Origin of the sequence: Aeromicrobium sp. Leaf289 (assembly GCF_001423335.1) — a bacterium.
Classification (GTDB): Bacteria; Actinomycetota; Actinomycetes; order Propionibacteriales; family Nocardioidaceae; genus Aeromicrobium.
This window is the reverse complement of the sequence record NZ_LMNK01000006.1, coordinates 88,795-103,466: the sequence shown is the minus strand read 5'-3', so window position 1 is coordinate 103,466 and position 14,672 is coordinate 88,795. Positions and strand designations below refer to the sequence as shown.

Annotated in this window: 12 protein-coding genes; 7 read left to right on the top strand and 5 right to left on the bottom strand. The window is 71.5% G+C overall.

Annotated elements, in window-relative coordinates; all coding sequences use genetic code 11:
- Positions 1-46 precede the first annotated feature (46 nt).
- Both clpX and ASF37_RS16115 read left to right on the top strand, forming a co-directional pair.
- Complete coding sequence (gene clpX / locus ASF37_RS16120) at positions 47-1,318, top strand: ATP-dependent Clp protease ATP-binding subunit ClpX (RefSeq protein WP_055965075.1); 1,272 nt, start codon at positions 47-49, stop codon at positions 1,316-1,318.
- Between the two features lie 58 nt (positions 1,319-1,376).
- Positions 1,377-2,534 carry a trans-acting enoyl reductase family protein gene (locus ASF37_RS16115; protein WP_056581692.1) on the top strand — a complete coding sequence of 386 codons (1,158 nt, stop codon included), beginning with the start codon at positions 1,377-1,379 and terminating at the stop codon, positions 2,532-2,534.
- Between the two features lie 183 nt (positions 2,535-2,717).
- On the opposite strand, the gene valS is transcribed toward ASF37_RS16115, so the two are convergent.
- Entirely contained in the window at positions 2,718-5,297 is a 2,580-nt protein-coding gene (gene valS / locus ASF37_RS16110; RefSeq protein ID WP_056581689.1) for a valine--tRNA ligase, read from the bottom strand.
- Positions 5,298-5,516: 219 nt separating this feature from the next.
- Between valS and ASF37_RS16105 the strand changes: the two genes are divergently transcribed.
- On the top strand, positions 5,517-5,957 hold the full coding sequence (locus ASF37_RS16105) for a nuclear transport factor 2 family protein (RefSeq protein WP_056581686.1): 441 nt from the start codon (positions 5,517-5,519) through the stop codon (positions 5,955-5,957).
- Positions 5,958-5,972: 15 nt separating this feature from the next.
- Here the strand turns inward: ASF37_RS16105 and ASF37_RS16100 are convergent, their stop codons facing one another.
- Positions 5,973-6,968, bottom strand: a complete 996-nt coding sequence (locus ASF37_RS16100; protein WP_056555223.1) for a DUF2332 domain-containing protein — start codon at positions 6,966-6,968, stop codon at positions 5,973-5,975.
- A 55-nt stretch (positions 6,969-7,023) separates the two neighbouring features.
- Complete coding sequence (locus tag ASF37_RS16095; RefSeq protein ID WP_082506565.1) at positions 7,024-9,195, bottom strand: MMPL family transporter; 2,172 nt, start codon at positions 9,193-9,195, stop codon at positions 7,024-7,026.
- Between the two features lie 163 nt (positions 9,196-9,358).
- Between ASF37_RS16095 and ASF37_RS16090 the strand changes: the two genes are divergently transcribed.
- From ASF37_RS16090 to ASF37_RS16075, 4 genes are read left to right on the top strand one after another with little or no spacing between them, the layout of a single operon-like run.
- The gene (locus ASF37_RS16090; protein ID WP_055965088.1) at positions 9,359-10,705 is read left to right on the top strand and encodes a folylpolyglutamate synthase/dihydrofolate synthase family protein; all 1,347 of its coding nucleotides are present in this window, start codon (positions 9,359-9,361) and stop codon (positions 10,703-10,705) included.
- Positions 10,702-11,046 carry a DUF4233 domain-containing protein gene (locus tag ASF37_RS16085; protein WP_055965092.1) on the top strand — a complete coding sequence of 115 codons (345 nt, stop codon included), beginning with the start codon at positions 10,702-10,704 and terminating at the stop codon, positions 11,044-11,046. The genes ASF37_RS16090 and ASF37_RS16085 overlap by 4 nt, the downstream gene beginning before the upstream one ends.
- A gap of 38 nt (positions 11,047-11,084) precedes the next feature.
- Positions 11,085-11,771 carry a metallophosphoesterase gene (locus ASF37_RS16080; protein ID WP_056555230.1) on the top strand — a complete coding sequence of 229 codons (687 nt, stop codon included), beginning with the start codon at positions 11,085-11,087 and terminating at the stop codon, positions 11,769-11,771.
- A gap of 16 nt (positions 11,772-11,787) precedes the next feature.
- Positions 11,788-12,639 (top strand): ParB N-terminal domain-containing protein, encoded by an 852-nt coding sequence (locus ASF37_RS16075; protein WP_235500015.1) that lies wholly within the window; start codon positions 11,788-11,790, stop codon positions 12,637-12,639.
- A 21-nt stretch (positions 12,640-12,660) separates the two neighbouring features.
- Here ASF37_RS16075 and ASF37_RS16070 read toward each other — a convergent pair whose 3' ends face one another.
- Positions 12,661-13,821 (bottom strand): ABC transporter ATP-binding protein, encoded by a 1,161-nt coding sequence (locus ASF37_RS16070; protein ID WP_082481966.1) that lies wholly within the window; start codon positions 13,819-13,821, stop codon positions 12,661-12,663.
- 4 nt (positions 13,822-13,825) lie between these two features.
- On the bottom strand, positions 13,826-14,671 hold the full coding sequence (locus ASF37_RS16065; RefSeq protein WP_055965099.1) for a carbohydrate ABC transporter permease: 846 nt from the start codon (positions 14,669-14,671) through the stop codon (positions 13,826-13,828).
- Between the last annotated feature and the right edge of the window lies 1 nt (position 14,672).

The window sequence follows — 14,672 nt, the reverse complement described above, 5'->3', positions numbered from 1 at the left end:
CGACACCAGCTCGTCCCCGACGTCGTGACGGAAGAGGAGTGCACCTGTGGCACGCATCGGTGAGACCGCTGACCTGCTGAAGTGCTCGTTCTGCGGCAAGAGCCAGAAGCAGGTCAAGAAGCTCATCGCCGGACCCGGCGTGTACATCTGCGACGAGTGCATCGACCTCTGCAACGAGATCATCGAGGAGGAGCTGGCCGAGGGTGCCGAGCTGAGCCTCGGTGAGCTGCCGAAGCCCCAGGAGATCTTCGAGTTCCTCAACGGGTACGTCGTGGGCCAGGACAACGCCAAGAAGAACCTCGCGGTGGCGGTGTACAACCACTACAAGCGGGTCCAGGCGCAGGCCGCGACCGGTCGTCCCAAGGACGACGCCGTGGAGCTGGCGAAGTCCAACATCCTCATGGTCGGGCCCACCGGCTGCGGCAAGACCTACCTCGCGCAGACGCTCGCCCGCATGCTGAACGTCCCGTTCGCCATCGCCGACGCCACCGCCCTCACCGAGGCCGGCTACGTGGGTGAGGACGTCGAGAACATCCTGCTCAAGCTCATCCAGGCCGCCGACTACGACGTCAAGAAGGCCGAGACGGGGATCATCTACATCGACGAGGTCGACAAGATCTCGCGCAAGGCCGAGAACCCGTCCATCACGCGCGACGTGTCGGGCGAGGGCGTGCAGCAGGCGCTGCTCAAGATCCTCGAGGGGACCACGGCCTCGGTGCCGCCGCAGGGCGGTCGCAAGCACCCGCACCAGGAGTTCATCCAGATCGACACCACCAACGTGCTGTTCATCGTCGGCGGTGCCTTCGCGGGCCTCGAGGAGATCATCGAGCAGCGCAGCGGCAAGGTCGGGCTGGGCTTCAACGTCGGCGGCATGCCCGAGAAGACGCCGGCCGAGCCGGAGAAGGTCTACTCCCAGGTGCTGCCCGAGGACCTGCTCAAGTTCGGCCTCATCCCCGAGTTCATCGGTCGTCTGCCGGTCATCGCCGCGGTCGACAAGCTCGACAAGCCGGCCCTCGTGTCCATCCTCACCGAGCCGCGCAACGCGCTCACCAAGCAGTTCGTGCGGCTGTTCGAGATCGACGACGTCGAGCTCGAGTTCACCGAGGAGGCGTGCGAGGCCATGGCCGACCTGGCGCTGGCCCGCGACACCGGCGCCCGTGGTCTGCGCTCGATCATCGAGCACGTGCTGCAGCCGGTCATGTACGACATCCCCTCCCGCGACGACGTCGCCAAGGTCGTCGTCACCGGTGCCACGGTGCGCGGCGAGGAGGGCCCCACGGTCCTCAGCCGCGACGAGGTCGCGAAGAAGGCCTCCTGACCGTCCGCTCCTGACCGCTCGCGTACCGCCGGTACGCGCCGGTGGCTAGGGTCGGGGCATGACCGTCGACATCACCCTGTTCGGGGCGACCGGGTTCACCGGCACGCTCACCGCCGTCTACCTCGGCACGCACCTGCCCGAGGGTGGGACCTGGGCCGTGGCGGGTCGCAGCGCCGCCAAGCTGCAGGACGTCGTCGACGAGGTCGAGGCGGCGGGCGGAGTCGCGCCCGACGTGGTCCTGGCCGACGTCTCCGACCCCGCCTCGATGCGGGCGATGGCCGAGGGCACGCGCGTGCTCATCTCGACCGTCGGCCCCTACATGCAGCACGGCGACCCCGCGGTGAAGGCCGCGGCCGAGGCGGGCATCGCCTACGTCGACCTGACCGGGGAGCCGGAGTTCGTCGACCGCACCTGGCTGGCGCACCACGAGACCGCCGTGAGGACCGGCGCGACGCTCGTGCACGCGTGCGGCTTCGACTCCATCCCGTACGACCTCGGCGTGCTCTTCACGGTCGAGCAGCTTCCCGAGGGCGTCCCCCTCGACGTCAAGGGCTACATCCGGGCCGGCGGCACGGCGTCGGGCGGCACCTACCACTCGGCGCTCGGGGCCTTCGCGCGGATCCGCCAGGCCGGCGCCACCGCCAAGCAGCGCAAGGCCGCGGAGGCCCGGCCCCAGGGCCGGAAGATCCGCGGCGGAGGGAAGATCGGCCGCGGGGCCGACGGCAAGGGCTGGGCTCTGCCGCTGCCCACCATCGACCCGCAGGTCGTGCTGCGCTCGGCGCGAGCCCTGGAGCGCTACGGCCCGGAGTTCTCCTACTCCCACTTCGCCCAGTTCAAGCGGCTGCCGATGCTGGCCGGCACGGTCGCCGGCGCGGGCGTCCTGCTCGCCGGCGCGCAGCTGGCACCCACCCGCAAGGCGCTGCTGAAGCTGCGTGCCCAGGGTGACGGCCCCAGCCCCGAGAAGCGCGCCTCGTCCTGGTTCAAGCTCCGCCTCGTCGGCGAGGGTGGTGGCAAGCGGGTGGTCACGCAGGTCAGCGGCGGTGACCCGGGCTACGACGAGACCGCCAAGATGCTGAGCGAGTCGGCGCTGTGCCTGGCGTTCGACGACGTGCCGAAGGTCGCCGGCCAGACCACCACGGCCGTCGCGATGGGCCGCCCGCTCATCGAACGCCTCCAGCGCAACGGCATCGCCTTCGAGACGCTCGAGTCGCGCTGACCCACGCCCGCCCCACCCTCACCGGCCCCACCCTCACCGGCCCCACCCTCACCGGCACCGCCCCCACCCGCGGTGAGCTCTCCACCGAACGACGCGGTGCAGGGTGGGGCGGTGAGGATTCCACCGTCCCAGCGCTGGACGGTGGAATGCCCACCCGGGATGGGAAGGAGCGGAGTCGGCGCGCTACTCGGTCTCGGCGAGGGTGGCGTCGGCCACGACCTCGGTGGTGCCGTCTGCGGCCTCCGTGGCGAGCGCGCCGGTCACCCGACCGGCCGCCTTCACGTCGTCGACGGCCTGCAGCACCAGGTCGAGCGAGGCCTGGGGCCCGCGGACGGTCACGGCCGTCACCTCGGTGCGCTGGCTGACCTTCGCGGTCGACTTCGCCCCGCGGATGCCGGCCAGCGCCTGGGCGGCGGCCGGCAGCAGCGCCGGGTCGCCGTCGACGGTCACGTCGTCGGTGGTCGGCCACGCCGCACGGTGCACCGAGCCCTCCTGCCACCAGCTCCAGACCTCCTCGGTCACGTAGGGCAGGAACGGCGCGAGGAGACGCAGCTGCGTCGACAGCGCCAGCACGAACGTGGCGCGGGCGGACTCCCCGGCCGGCGTCTCCTGGCGGGCGCGCTCCTTGACCAGCTCGAGGTAGTCGTCGCAGAAGTCCCAGAAGAACTTCTCGGCGACCTCGAGGGCCGAGGAGTAGTCGTAGGCCTCGAAGTGCGCGGTGGCCTGCTCCACGACGCCGCGGAGCCCGGCGAGCACGGAGCGGTCGAGGGGCTCGGTCACGCGCGCGACGTCGAGGTCGGCCGCGGTGGCACCGAGGCCGTAGTCCTCGGGCGCGGCGAGGACGAACTTGCTCGCGTTGAGCACCTTCATGGCCAGGCGCCGGCCGACCTTCATCTGGGTCTCGTCGAAGGGGGAGTCCGAGCCGGGACGCGCCAGCGCGGCACGCCAACGGACGGCGTCCGCGCCGTACTTGTCGAGGATCTCGTCAGGCACGACGACGTTGCCCTTGGACTTGCTCATCTTCTTGCGGTCGGGGTCGACCACGAAGCCCGAGATCGCCGTGTGCGTCCACGGCACGGAGCCGAACTCCTGGTGCGAGCGCACGACGGTGGCGAACAGCCACGTGCGGATGATGTCGTGGGCCTGAGGGCGCAGGTCCATCGGGAAGGTCCGCGCGAACAGGTCGGCGTCGCGCTCCCACCCGCAGGCGATCTGCGGGGTCAGCGACGACGTCGCCCAGGTGTCGAGCACGTCGGGGTCGCCGACGAACCCGCCGGCCGCACCGCGCTGCGACTCCTCGAAGCCGGGAGGGGCCTGCGACGCCGGGTCGACGGGCAGCGTGTCCTCAGCCGCGAAGATCGGGTCGTCGTAGTCGGGCTCGCCGTCGGCGTCGAGCCGGTACCAGACGGGGAACGGGATGCCGAAGAACCGCTGACGGCTCACCAGCCAGTCGCCGTTGAGGCCCTCGATCCAGTTGGTGAGGCGCGACTGCATGTAGCCGGGCGTCCAGTCGATCTCGCCACCCCGGGCGATCAGCGCGGCGCGCAGGTCGGCGTCGCGGCCTCCGTTGCGGATGTACCACTGACGGGTCGAGACGATCTCGAGCGGCTTGTCGCCGCGCTCGTAGAAGTTGGCCACGCGCTGCGTGGGCTGCGGCTCGCCGTCGAGGTCGCCGTTGTCGCGCAGCGCCTGCACGACGAGCTCGCGGGCCGAGAACACGGTCTTGCCGGCCAGCTCGGTCCACAACGTCTCGCCCGGCCCGCCGGCCACCCACTCCGGGGTCTCGCGCAGGAACCGGCCGTCGCGGCCGATCACGGTGCGGTTGGGCAGCTGGAACTCGCGCCACCACTGGACGTCGGTCAGGTCGCCGAACGTGCAGCAGTGCACGATGCCGGACCCCTTCTCGGGGTCGGCGAGCGGGCTGGCGATGATCGGCACCTCGACGCCGAACAGCGGTGAGACCGCGGTGCTGCCGAAGAGGTGCGCGTAGCGCTCGTCGTCGGGGTGGGCGATGATCGCGACCGCGGCGGCCGTGAGCTCCGGCCGCGTGGTCTCGACGACGATCGGGCCGGACGCGTGCTGGTAGGTCACGCGGTGGTAGGCGCCGGGGTAGTCGCGGGCCTCGAGCTCGGCCTGCGCGACGGCGGTCTGGTACGTGACGTCCCACAGGGTCGGGGCGTCCTGCAGGTAGGCCTCGCCGCGACCCACGTTGCGCAGGAACGCGCGCTGGCTGGCGGTCTGGGCGTCGGCGCCGATGGTCGTGTACTGGTGCGACCAGTCGACGCTCAGGCCGAGTGTGCGCCACAGCTTCTCGAAGACCTTCTCGTCCTCCTCCACGAGCTCGTTGCACAGCTCGATGAAGTTGCGTCGGCTGATCGGCACCTGCTTCTTGGGATCGGGCTTCGCAGGCGGCGTGAAGTCGGCGTCGTAGGGCAGGGACGGGTCGCAGCGGACGCCGTAGAAGTTCTGCACGCGACGCTCGGTGGGGAGGCCGTTGTCGTCCCACCCCATCGGGTAGAAGACCTCCTTGCCGCGCATCCGCTGGAAGCGCGCCACCACGTCGGTGTGGGTGTAGCTGAACACGTGACCCACGTGCAGCGAGCCCGACACGGTCGGGGGAGGCGTGTCGATGGAGTACACGTCGGCGCGCTCGGCGGAGCGGTCGAACGTGTAGGTGCCCTGCTCGGCCCATACCTGGCTCCAGCGCTCCTCGAGTCCTTCGAGGGCGGGCTTGGCCGGGACGCGGTTCGCTGCAGTGGTCACGAGAGGACAGTCTAGGAGCCCGGGCCCTGGCGGGGGTGCCGGGCCGTGGGCGGCCGATGCGGGGGTGCCGGGCCGTGGGCGGCCGATGGTGCAGCGGGGGTGCCGGGCCGTGGGCGGCCGATGGTGCAGCGGGGGTGCCGGGCCGTGGGCGGCGAATGGTCCGGCGGGGCCGCGCGGCGTCGGGTTGTGGCGCAGGGCGGGAGGGCGCACGGTGGTGGCATGCCCCTGACATCGATCGAGGACGAGCTCCGCCAGCTCATCGCCGACCGCGTGCGCGCGGTGGCCGAGCGTGACAGCAGGACGTTGGTCGACGCCCACGATCCCAAGGTGGTCAGCTACCCCGTGCTCCCGCCTGCCGAGACCCACGGGACCGAGGCCGTGGCGGACGGCCTGGGTGCGTGGCTGTCGTCCTACGCCGTCGGTCCCGAGTACGAGGTGCACCACCTGCACGTGGGTGGGGCCGACGACGTCGGGTACTGCGCCTTCCGGTACCACGTGAGCGGCCGCCTGCACGACGGTGCCGAGGTGGACATGTGGGTGCGCAGCACCCTGGTCTGTCGGCGCGTGGACGGCGCGTGGCGCATCGTCCACCAGCACGAGTCGGTGCCCTTCGACCCGGCCACCGGCGCCGGCCTCGTCTCCGAGGCGCCCGACGACTGACCCGGGGCGTGCCCGTCAGACGAGCCAGCGCAGGGTCCGACCGTGTCCGTGCGTCCAGGCCACGGCCTGCCCGTCGACGCCCAGCACGAAGGTGGGGTGGTCCGGGGGAGGCGCAGGACTTCCGGAGGTGACCGACGGCAGGACGTTCTTCGACTCGTTGCTGACCCAGTGGCAGGCGCCCTCGGCCACGAGGCCACGGACGAGGACGTCGTAGGCGTCCCGCTGCTCGTCGTCGAGGTAGGCGATCACGGCGCTGTGGAACACGACGACCGGTCCGTCGGCCGACGCAGCCTCGACGAGGCGCGGCAGCTCGGTGAGCAGGTCGCCGGCGACGAGGTCCGGTGGATCGGCCCGGGCCACGTCGAGCGCCGCACGCAGTCGGTCGCGACGGTCCTGGTGCTCGGGCCAGACCAAGGCCTCCAGCCAGGCGGCGTCGTCGCCGGACGTGACGTCGAGCGGGTTGAGGTCGACGCCTCGTCTGGCTGCCACGGACGGGACCCGGGTGGGGAGCGAGACGCGTCCGGTCACCCGGCACGGCAGCTCGGGCCCGACGCCGAGGGTCACGTCGCCGTCGTCGGTGCGCCACCGGTAGGCGTAGCGGTCGGGGTAGAGGCACAGGCCCGCGCTGGCACCGACCTCGACCAGCGAGAGCGGCGCGCCGTCGTGGTGCTCGGCGAGGAGGCCGAACGCCGGGACCAGCGTGGCGAGTCGTCCGACCTCGTTGGTCTGGGTGGCGCGCTCGAGGATCGTCGCGCGGACGGGTCCCTCCGGGCCGTCCGCCAGGAGCGCGTCGCGGAGCCCGCCGTACGGGCCCGGGGCGATCACGCCGTGCACGCGGGCGGCGGCGAACACCAGGTTCGGCTGCTGCTTCAGACGGGGGAGGGTGGTGAGCCACCCCAGCACCTCGGGGTCCTCGGCGACGGCCGCGGACCACGTGGCGAAGGTGGGGGAGTCGGCGGCCTGGGCCGCGAACTCCCGATACTGCTCGGCCAGGTCGTGCCAGAGGTCCATGCCGTCGATTGTTGCTCGCTGCGACCGGTGCGCGAGCAGCGGAGGGCGGTTACGCCTAGGCGCGGTGCTCGGGGGCGGGGTGCCCCTCGGCCAGGGGGTCCGCTGGATGGGCCGGGTCAGCGGCGTGGTGGGCGACCGCGTGGTCGGGGGCGCCGCTCACGTGCCCGCCGTCGGTGCGGAACAGCGCGCTCGGCCACCACATCCAGCGGCCGAGGTCGAGGTTCAGGGCCGTCACCAGCACCGACCGCACGATGATCGTGTCGAGCAGCACGCCGAGGGCCACGGCGAAGCCGAGCTCGGCGAGGAACACGATCGGCAGGGACCCGAGGGCGGCGAACGTGCCGGCCAGCACGAGGCCGGCCGACGTGATGACGCCTCCGGTGGCGGCCAGCCCGATGAGCGCACCCCGTCGGGTGCCGTGCAGGAGCGCCTCCTCCCGGACGCGGGTCATGAGGAAGATGTTGTAGTCGATGCCGAGCGCCACGAGGAAGACGAAGGCGTACAGCGGGAGCGACGAGTCGGCCCCCTCGAAGCCCAGGACGTGGCGGAACACGAGGGCGCTGATGCCCAGGGCCGCGCCGAACGAGAGCACCACCGTGGCCAGCAGCACCAGCGGTGCGACCAGCGCCCGCAGCAGCAGGGCCAGGATCAGCAGCACGGCCACCAGGATGATCGGGATGATGAGCCGGTTGTCGGCCGCCGAGGCGTCCTGCACGTCGTGGTTGATCGCCGTGGTGCCGCCGACGAGGGCTCCCGGCACGTCGGCCAGCGCGTCGCGGGCGCGGTCGATCGTCTCGAACGCGCTCGTGGAGTCCGGCGCCGCCTCGAGGGTGCCCTCGACGTAGGCGATGTCGCCCTGCACGACCGGCTCGGTCACGGTGTCCGGCGAGATGCCCTGCACGTCCTGCAGCGCCGCAGCGGCCGCCTCGCCCGCGTCGGCGTCGGCCACGACCTGCACCGGGTCGCCGGCCCCACCCGGGAAGTGCTCCGCCAGCTTCTCCTCGGCCACGATGGACGGCTGCTCGGTGGTGAACGACTCGGCGTTCGAGAGCCCGTCGGCGTCGAGCTGGACCACGCCGAGGGTGAAGGCGCCCAGGGCGAGGGTCGTCACCACCCACACCGTGCGCGGGCGGTGCGCGATGCGCCGACCCACCCGACCCCAGATGCCGCGCTCGGCGGGCTGCGGGTCGCCGAAGCGCGGCACGAAGGGCCAGAAGACCCAGCGGCCGAACACCACGAGCAGCACGGGGAGGAGGACGAGCATCACGACGAGGGAGACGACGATGCCCGCGGCGGCGACCGGTCCCAGCCCGGACGTCGAGCTCATCTGGGCGAGCAGCAGGCACAGCAGGCCGACGACCACGGTGCTGCCGCTCGCGAGGATGGCCGGGGCGGCGCGGTGCAGGGCATGCGCCATGGCCTCGTGACGGTCCTCGGTGTTGCGCAGCTCCTCGCGGTAGCGGGCCACGAGCAGCAGCGCGTAGTCGATCCCGGCGCCGAGCACGAGCACGGACAGGATGCCCGCGCTCTGGCCGTTGACCGTGAGGTCCGCGTACCTCGCCAGCAGGTACACGACGCCCTGGGCGGCGAACACGCTGAGCACGCCGCACACGAGCGGGATGATCCACAGGATCGGGCTGCGATAGGTCAGCAGCAGCATGACGACCACGACCGAGATCGCCGCGAGGAGGAGGATGCCGTCGATCCCGGCGAAGGCCTTCGCCTGGTCCGCGCCGAGCGCCGCAGGGCCGGCCACGTAGACGTCGGCCCCGCCGGCGCCGTCCTCCGCGGCGGTGCGCAGCTCGTCGACGACGTCGGGCAGGCGCTCCCAGCCGGTGTCGGGGTCGATCCTGAGGCTGACCACCAGCTGCGCGGCGACACCGTCCTCGGACGGGATCGGGCCCACGATGTCGCCGGTCACCTCGGGGATCGCCGCGATATCGGTCTTCAGGGTCTCGAGCCGCGCGAGGTCGTCGGGCTGGGGGCCGTCCTCCCGCACGAGCAGGACGATGGCCGGGATCACGTCGGGGTCGGCGAACTGGGTCGCCTTCGCGATGACCTGCGTCGACTCAGCCTCCGCCGGCAGGAAGGAGGCGACGTCGTTCTCCTGCACGTCGGCGAGCTTCGAGCCGAACGAGCCCAGACCGCCCAGGGCGACGAGCATGACGACCAGCACGAGCCACTTGGCTCGACGGTGGGCGATCCAACCACTGATCCGGTGGTTCATGCGCATGCTCCTGGGGGGTGGGGTGCACGACCGGCGCCGCAGCCCTCTCATCATGGCGGACAGAGGGGGGCGCGTGGAATCAGGGAGATCCCCGATCCGCTCACCCGGGCCGACTGGGTCCACGCGGTCGGCACGCGCGGCACGGCCTGGGATACTGGCGGGGATGAACCCCACCTACGCCGAGGTCGAGGCCGCCCTGCTGGGCCGCTGGCCCGAGACCAGGCTCGAGCCGTCGCTCGAGCGCATCACCGCCCTGTGCCGTCTGCTCGGCGACCCGCAGGACGCCTACCCCGTCGTCCACCTCACCGGCACGAACGGCAAGTCGTCGACGGCGCGGATGATCGACGCGCTGCTGCGGGCGCTCGACCTGCGCACCGGGCGGTTCACCAGCCCGCACCTGCAGAGCATGACCGAGCGGATCAGCCTCGACGGCGAGCCGCTCACCGAGGAGCAGTTCGTCGAGGCCTTCGCCGACGTGGCCGCCTACGCCCAGGTCGTCGACGACAGCCAGCCGCACCCGATCTCGTTCTTCGAGCTCACCGTCGCCATGGCGTACGCGGCCTTCGCCGACGCGCCGGTCGACGCCGCGGTGGTGGAGGTCGGCATGGGGGGTGCGTGGGACGCCACCAACGTGGCGACCGGCCGCGTCGCCGTGGTCACGCCCGTGGCCGTCGACCACACCGCCTACCTCGGCGACCGCGCGGTCGACATCGCGCTGGAGAAGTCCGGCATCATCAAGCCGGGCGCCCACGCCGTGCTCGCCGCCCAGGAGCCCGAGGTGCTCGACGTCCTCATGCGCCGCAGCATGGAGGTCGGGGCCACGGCGCTGCGCGAGGGCGTCGACTTCGGGGTCGCCGACCGGCTCAACGCCGTCGGCGGGCAGCAGATCAGCCTGCAGGGCCTCAACGCCCGCTACGACGACGTCCTCCTGCAGCTGCACGGTGCGCACCAGGCGCAGAACGCCGCGGTGGCGCTGGCCTCGGTCGAGGCGTTCGTCGGTGCCGAGCTCGACGGCGACCTGGTGCGGTCGGCGTTCGGCGAGGTCACCTCGCCCGGTCGGCTGGAGGTCGTGCGGCGCAGCCCGACCGTGCTGGTCGACTCCGCGCACAACCCGCACGGCGTCCGCGCTGCGCTCGAGGCGGTCCAGGACTCCTTCACCTTCAGCCCGCTCGTCGGTGTCGTCAGCGTCATGGCCGACAAGGACGTCGAGGAGATGCTCCGTGAGCTCGAGCCCGTGCTGGCCCACGTGGTGTGCACCCAGAACAGCCTGCCGCGTGCCATGCGGGCCGACGAGCTCGGCGAGCTGGCCGAGGAGGTCTTCGGCGAGGACCGGGTGACCGTGGAGCGGGGTCTGGACGACGCCCTCGTCCGCGCGATCTCGATGGCCGAGACCGGTGCGGGCATGGAGGAGGCGATCGGCAGCGGCGGCGTCATCGTGATCGGGTCGGTCGTCACCGCCGGCGAGGCGCGGGTGCTGCTGGGTGCCGGGGCAGTCGGAGGTGGGGCATGAGGGGCATGTGTGCGGCGATGCTGACGTTCGAGGCGATCCTCCTCGGACTCAGCGTCCCGGTGATGATCTCCGTGGAGGACGTGCCGGCCGGACTGGCGCTCACGCTCGGCCTGGGGCTCGCGGTGCTGTGCATCCTGACGGCCGGCATGCTGCGCAAGCCGTCGGGCTACGTCGTCGGCCACGTCCTGCAGGTGGCGGTCGTCGCCCTGGGCTTCCTCGTGCCGGTCATGTTCTTCGTCGGCGGCATGTTCGCCCTGCTCTGGGCCAGCGCCTTCCTGCTCGGCCGACGCATCGAGGCCGACAAGGCCCGGTGGGCCGCCGAGGGTCCCGACCCCGACTGACCCTCGCGTCCCGGGGGAGCGCGGCCTACGGTGGACCCATGGTCAAGGTGCTCGCGGTCGCGGACGAGGTGGTGGAGTCGATCCACCACCCGCAGGTGCGACGGCTGCGGCCGGACCTCGTGCTGGCCGCCGGGGACCTGCCGTGGGACTACCTCGAGTTCCTCTCCTCCTGCCTCGACGTCCCGGTCGTGTTCGTGCCGGGCAACCACGACCCGCAGGTCGTGACCCAGCGCAGCGGTCTCATGGGCGTCCTGACCGGCGACGGCATGCCGTCGGCCGACCCCCGGCCCCTCGGCTGCACCAGCGCCGACGGCGCGGTGGTCGAGGCGGCGGGTCTGCGCATCGCGGGTCTGGGCGGCAGCATCCGCTACAACGCGGGGGCCAACCAGTACACCCAGCGCCAGCTGGCGCGTCGGGCCCGACGACTGGTGCGACGGGCCGGTGACCGACCGGTCGACGTCCTGCTCACGCACTCCCCGCCGTTCGGCCTCGGCGACGAGGACGACCCGCCGCACCGGGGCTTCGAGGCGCTGCACGACGTGATCGGCCGGCTGCAGCCCACCTGGCACCTGCACGGCCACATCCACCCCTACGGTCTGCAGAAGAGCGACCGCCACGTCGGCCGCACCACGCTGCGCAACGTGATCCCGTGGCAGGTCATCGACGTCGAGCCGCTCGACGCACCCCGCGCCGCGGTCGCCGGGGGTGGGCGCCGTGGTCGGTGACTCCGGATCGCCCCGCGTGGACGCCGAGAGCGACTTCATGCGTGCGCGGCGGCACCAGGTGCTGTCGGCGCTGGCGGCACGGCTGCGCAACGACCACGACGACGTCGCGCAGTCGATGTCGTTCGACGAGGTCGTGGAGGCGCTCGGTCGGCGCGGGGAGCACTACGCGGGCACGCGGGTGATCCCGCTGGACTCGATCGTCGGCTCCGTCGACAAGGTGCGCGACTTCGACCGCCGGTTCCGGCCGACGTCGGCGCGCAGCCGTGAGCGCTGGGAGCGTCTGGCCCGCGCGAGCCGCACCGGCGAGGTGATCCCGCCGATCGAGGTCTACCAGGTGGGCGACCAGTACTACGTGCGCGACGGCCACCACCGCGTCTCGGTGGCCCGCAGCCTCGGCCTGAAGCTGATCGAGGCGCGGGTGACCGTCGTCGACACGTTCCTGAGGCCGGTGGGGGTCGAGGGACGCAGCGACCTCGAGCTCAAGCACTGGCGCCGACTGATGCTGGAGCGGGTGCCGTTCACCGGCGAGGCGCGCGCCGCGGTGGCCTTCGACGACCCCTTCGACTACGGCTACCTGGCCGAGACCGTGGAGGCCTGGGCCACCCGCACCATGCACGCCGAGGGTGCCTACATGGACAAGGCGACCATGGCGAGCCGCTGGTACGCCGAGGAGTTCGAGCCGGTCGTGGCCATGATCGAGGAGGCCGGGGTGCGCGGCGACGACGAGCGACCTGCCGCGGCCTACCTGCGGGTCGCGGGGGAGCGGTACCGGCTCATCCGCGAGCACGAGTGGAACGCCGAGGTGCTCGAGGCCGTGCGCAAGCGCCGCCGGAAGGCCCAGCCTCCCCGCCCGTCCGACCGGTCGTGACCGGCCGGACGCGGCACGGGGCTAGAGACCGACGGTGAGGTTCTCCCCGCTCGTCGGGTCGAACAGGTGCAGCTTGTCGGTGTCGATGAACAGCACCGTGTTGTCGTCGTCGGTGATCTTGCTGGCGGCGTCGAGCGAGACGACCAGCTGCGTGCGCAGCGACTCGCTGTCGGCCTCGCGGGCGAGCTCGCGCAGCTGGTCCTGCGTGGTGGCGTCGGCGTCGTAGGGCACGTAGGCGTACTGCTGGTCGCCGAGCCACTCCCGCACGTCGATGTGCGCCTCGAACGTGCGCGAGGAGTCGGCCTCGTCCTTCAGCACTGACACGTCCTCGAAGTGCTCGGGGCGGATGCCGGCCAGCATGAGGCCCTTGCCCTCGGCGCGCGCGGCCTTGTCGGCGGGCAGCGGGAAGGTGCCGAACGGCAAGGTGATCTTCCCGTCCTCCACGGTGGCCGGCAGGAAGTTCATCGGCGGCGAGCCGATGAAGCCGGCGACGAAGAGGTTGACCGGCTGCTCGTACAGCTCACGCGGGGAGGCGAGCTGCTGCAGGATCCCGCGCTTCATGACCGCGACGCGGTCGCCGAGCGTCATCGCCTCGGTCTGGTCGTGCGTCACGTACACGGTCGTGATGCCGAGCTGCTTCTGCAGGCGCGCGATCTCGGTGCGCATCTGGCCACGCAGCTTGGCGTCGAGGTTCGACAGCGGCTCGTCGAACAGGAACGCCTTGGCGTCGCGCACGATGGCACGACCCATGGCCACGCGCTGGCGCTGGCCGCCGGAGAGGTTGCCGGGCTTGCGCTCGAGGTGCTCGTCGAGGTCGAGCGTCTTGCTGGCCTGGCGGACCTTCTCGTCGATCTCCTTCTCCGGCACCTTCTTCAGGCGCAGCGGGAAGGCGATGTTCTCGTAGACCGTCAGGTGCGGGTAGAGCGCGTAGTTCTGGAAGACCATGGCCAGGTTGCGGTCGCGCGGTGCCAGGTCGTTGACCCGGTCGCCGTCGATGATCATGTCGCCGGAGCTGATGTCCTCCAGACCCACGATCATGCGCAGCAGGGTCGACTTCCCGCAGCCCGACGGGCCGACCAGGATCAGGAACTCCCCGTCCTCGACGTCGATGCTGATGTCGTTCACGGCGGGGAAGCCGTCCCCGTACTTCTTGACGATGTTCTTCATCTCGATGGTGGCCATGGGATCAACCCTTCACTGCGCCGGCGGTGAGGCCCGCGACGATCTTTCGCTGGAAGAAGAGGACGAGGAGGATGACCGGGATCGTCGCGACCACGGCACCCGCGGCCAGCAAGGACGCCGGCCGGTTGAACGGGTCGGCACCGACGAAGAACGACAGTGCCGCGGGGATGGGTCGTGCGTTCTCGGTGGACGTCAGCGAGATGCCGAACACGAAGTCGTTCCACGCGAAGAAGAACGTCAGGATCGCGGCGGTGAACACACCGGGTGCCGCGAGCGGGACGATGACCTTGCGGAAGGCCTGCCACGAGGTCGCCCCGTCGACCTGCGCGGCCTGCTCCATCTCCCACGGGATCTCGCGGAAGAACGCCGAGAGCGTCCAGATCGCGAGGGGGAGGGTGAAGCTCATGTAGGGGATGATGAGGCCGGGCCACGTGTCGTAGATCCCGAGCGTGCGCCACATGTCGAACAGCGGCCCGACGAGCGAGACCACGGGGAACATGGCGATGACGAGGGCGGTGGTGAGCACGAACCGCTTGCCCTTGAACTCCAGCCGCGCGACCGCGTAGGCGGTGAGCGTGGCCAGGGCGACGGAGAGCAGGGTCGCGATGAGCGAGATGCCGATCGAGTTGAAGATCGCCCGACGGAACTGCTCGTCGGCGATGACGTCGGCGTAGTTCTGCCAGCCTGCGCCACCTCCGCTGGAGGGGAAGAAGCCGGGGCTGCCGTTGGTGACCGCCTCCTGGCTCTTGAAGGACAGCGAGATGATCCAGGCCACCGGGAGGAGGCACCAGATCATGATGGCGACGAAGCCGACGAGCGTGCCGATGCGGGTCGCAGCGTTCTTGTTCATG

Coding starts and splice junctions, on each gene's coding strand:
- ASF37_RS16115 (WP_056581692.1), top strand. CDS start 1,377: ATGACCGTCGACATCACCCTGTTCGGGGCGACCGGGTTCACCGGCACG.
- ASF37_RS16105 (WP_056581686.1), top strand. CDS start 5,517: ATGCCCCTGACATCGATCGAGGACGAGCTCCGCCAGCTCATCGCCGAC.
- ASF37_RS16100 (WP_056555223.1), bottom strand. CDS start 6,968: ATGGACCTCTGGCACGACCTGGCCGAGCAGTATCGGGAGTTCGCGGCC.
- ASF37_RS16095 (WP_082506565.1), bottom strand. CDS start 9,195: ATGAACCACCGGATCAGTGGTTGGATCGCCCACCGTCGAGCCAAGTGG.
- ASF37_RS16090 (WP_055965088.1), top strand. CDS start 9,359: ATGAACCCCACCTACGCCGAGGTCGAGGCCGCCCTGCTGGGCCGCTGG.
- ASF37_RS16085 (WP_055965092.1), top strand. CDS start 10,702: ATGAGGGGCATGTGTGCGGCGATGCTGACGTTCGAGGCGATCCTCCTC.
- ASF37_RS16080 (WP_056555230.1), top strand. CDS start 11,085: ATGGTCAAGGTGCTCGCGGTCGCGGACGAGGTGGTGGAGTCGATCCAC.
- ASF37_RS16070 (WP_082481966.1), bottom strand. CDS start 13,821: ATGGCCACCATCGAGATGAAGAACATCGTCAAGAAGTACGGGGACGGC.
- ASF37_RS16065 (WP_055965099.1), bottom strand. CDS start 14,671: ATGAACAAGAACGCTGCGACCCGCATCGGCACGCTCGTCGGCTTCGTC.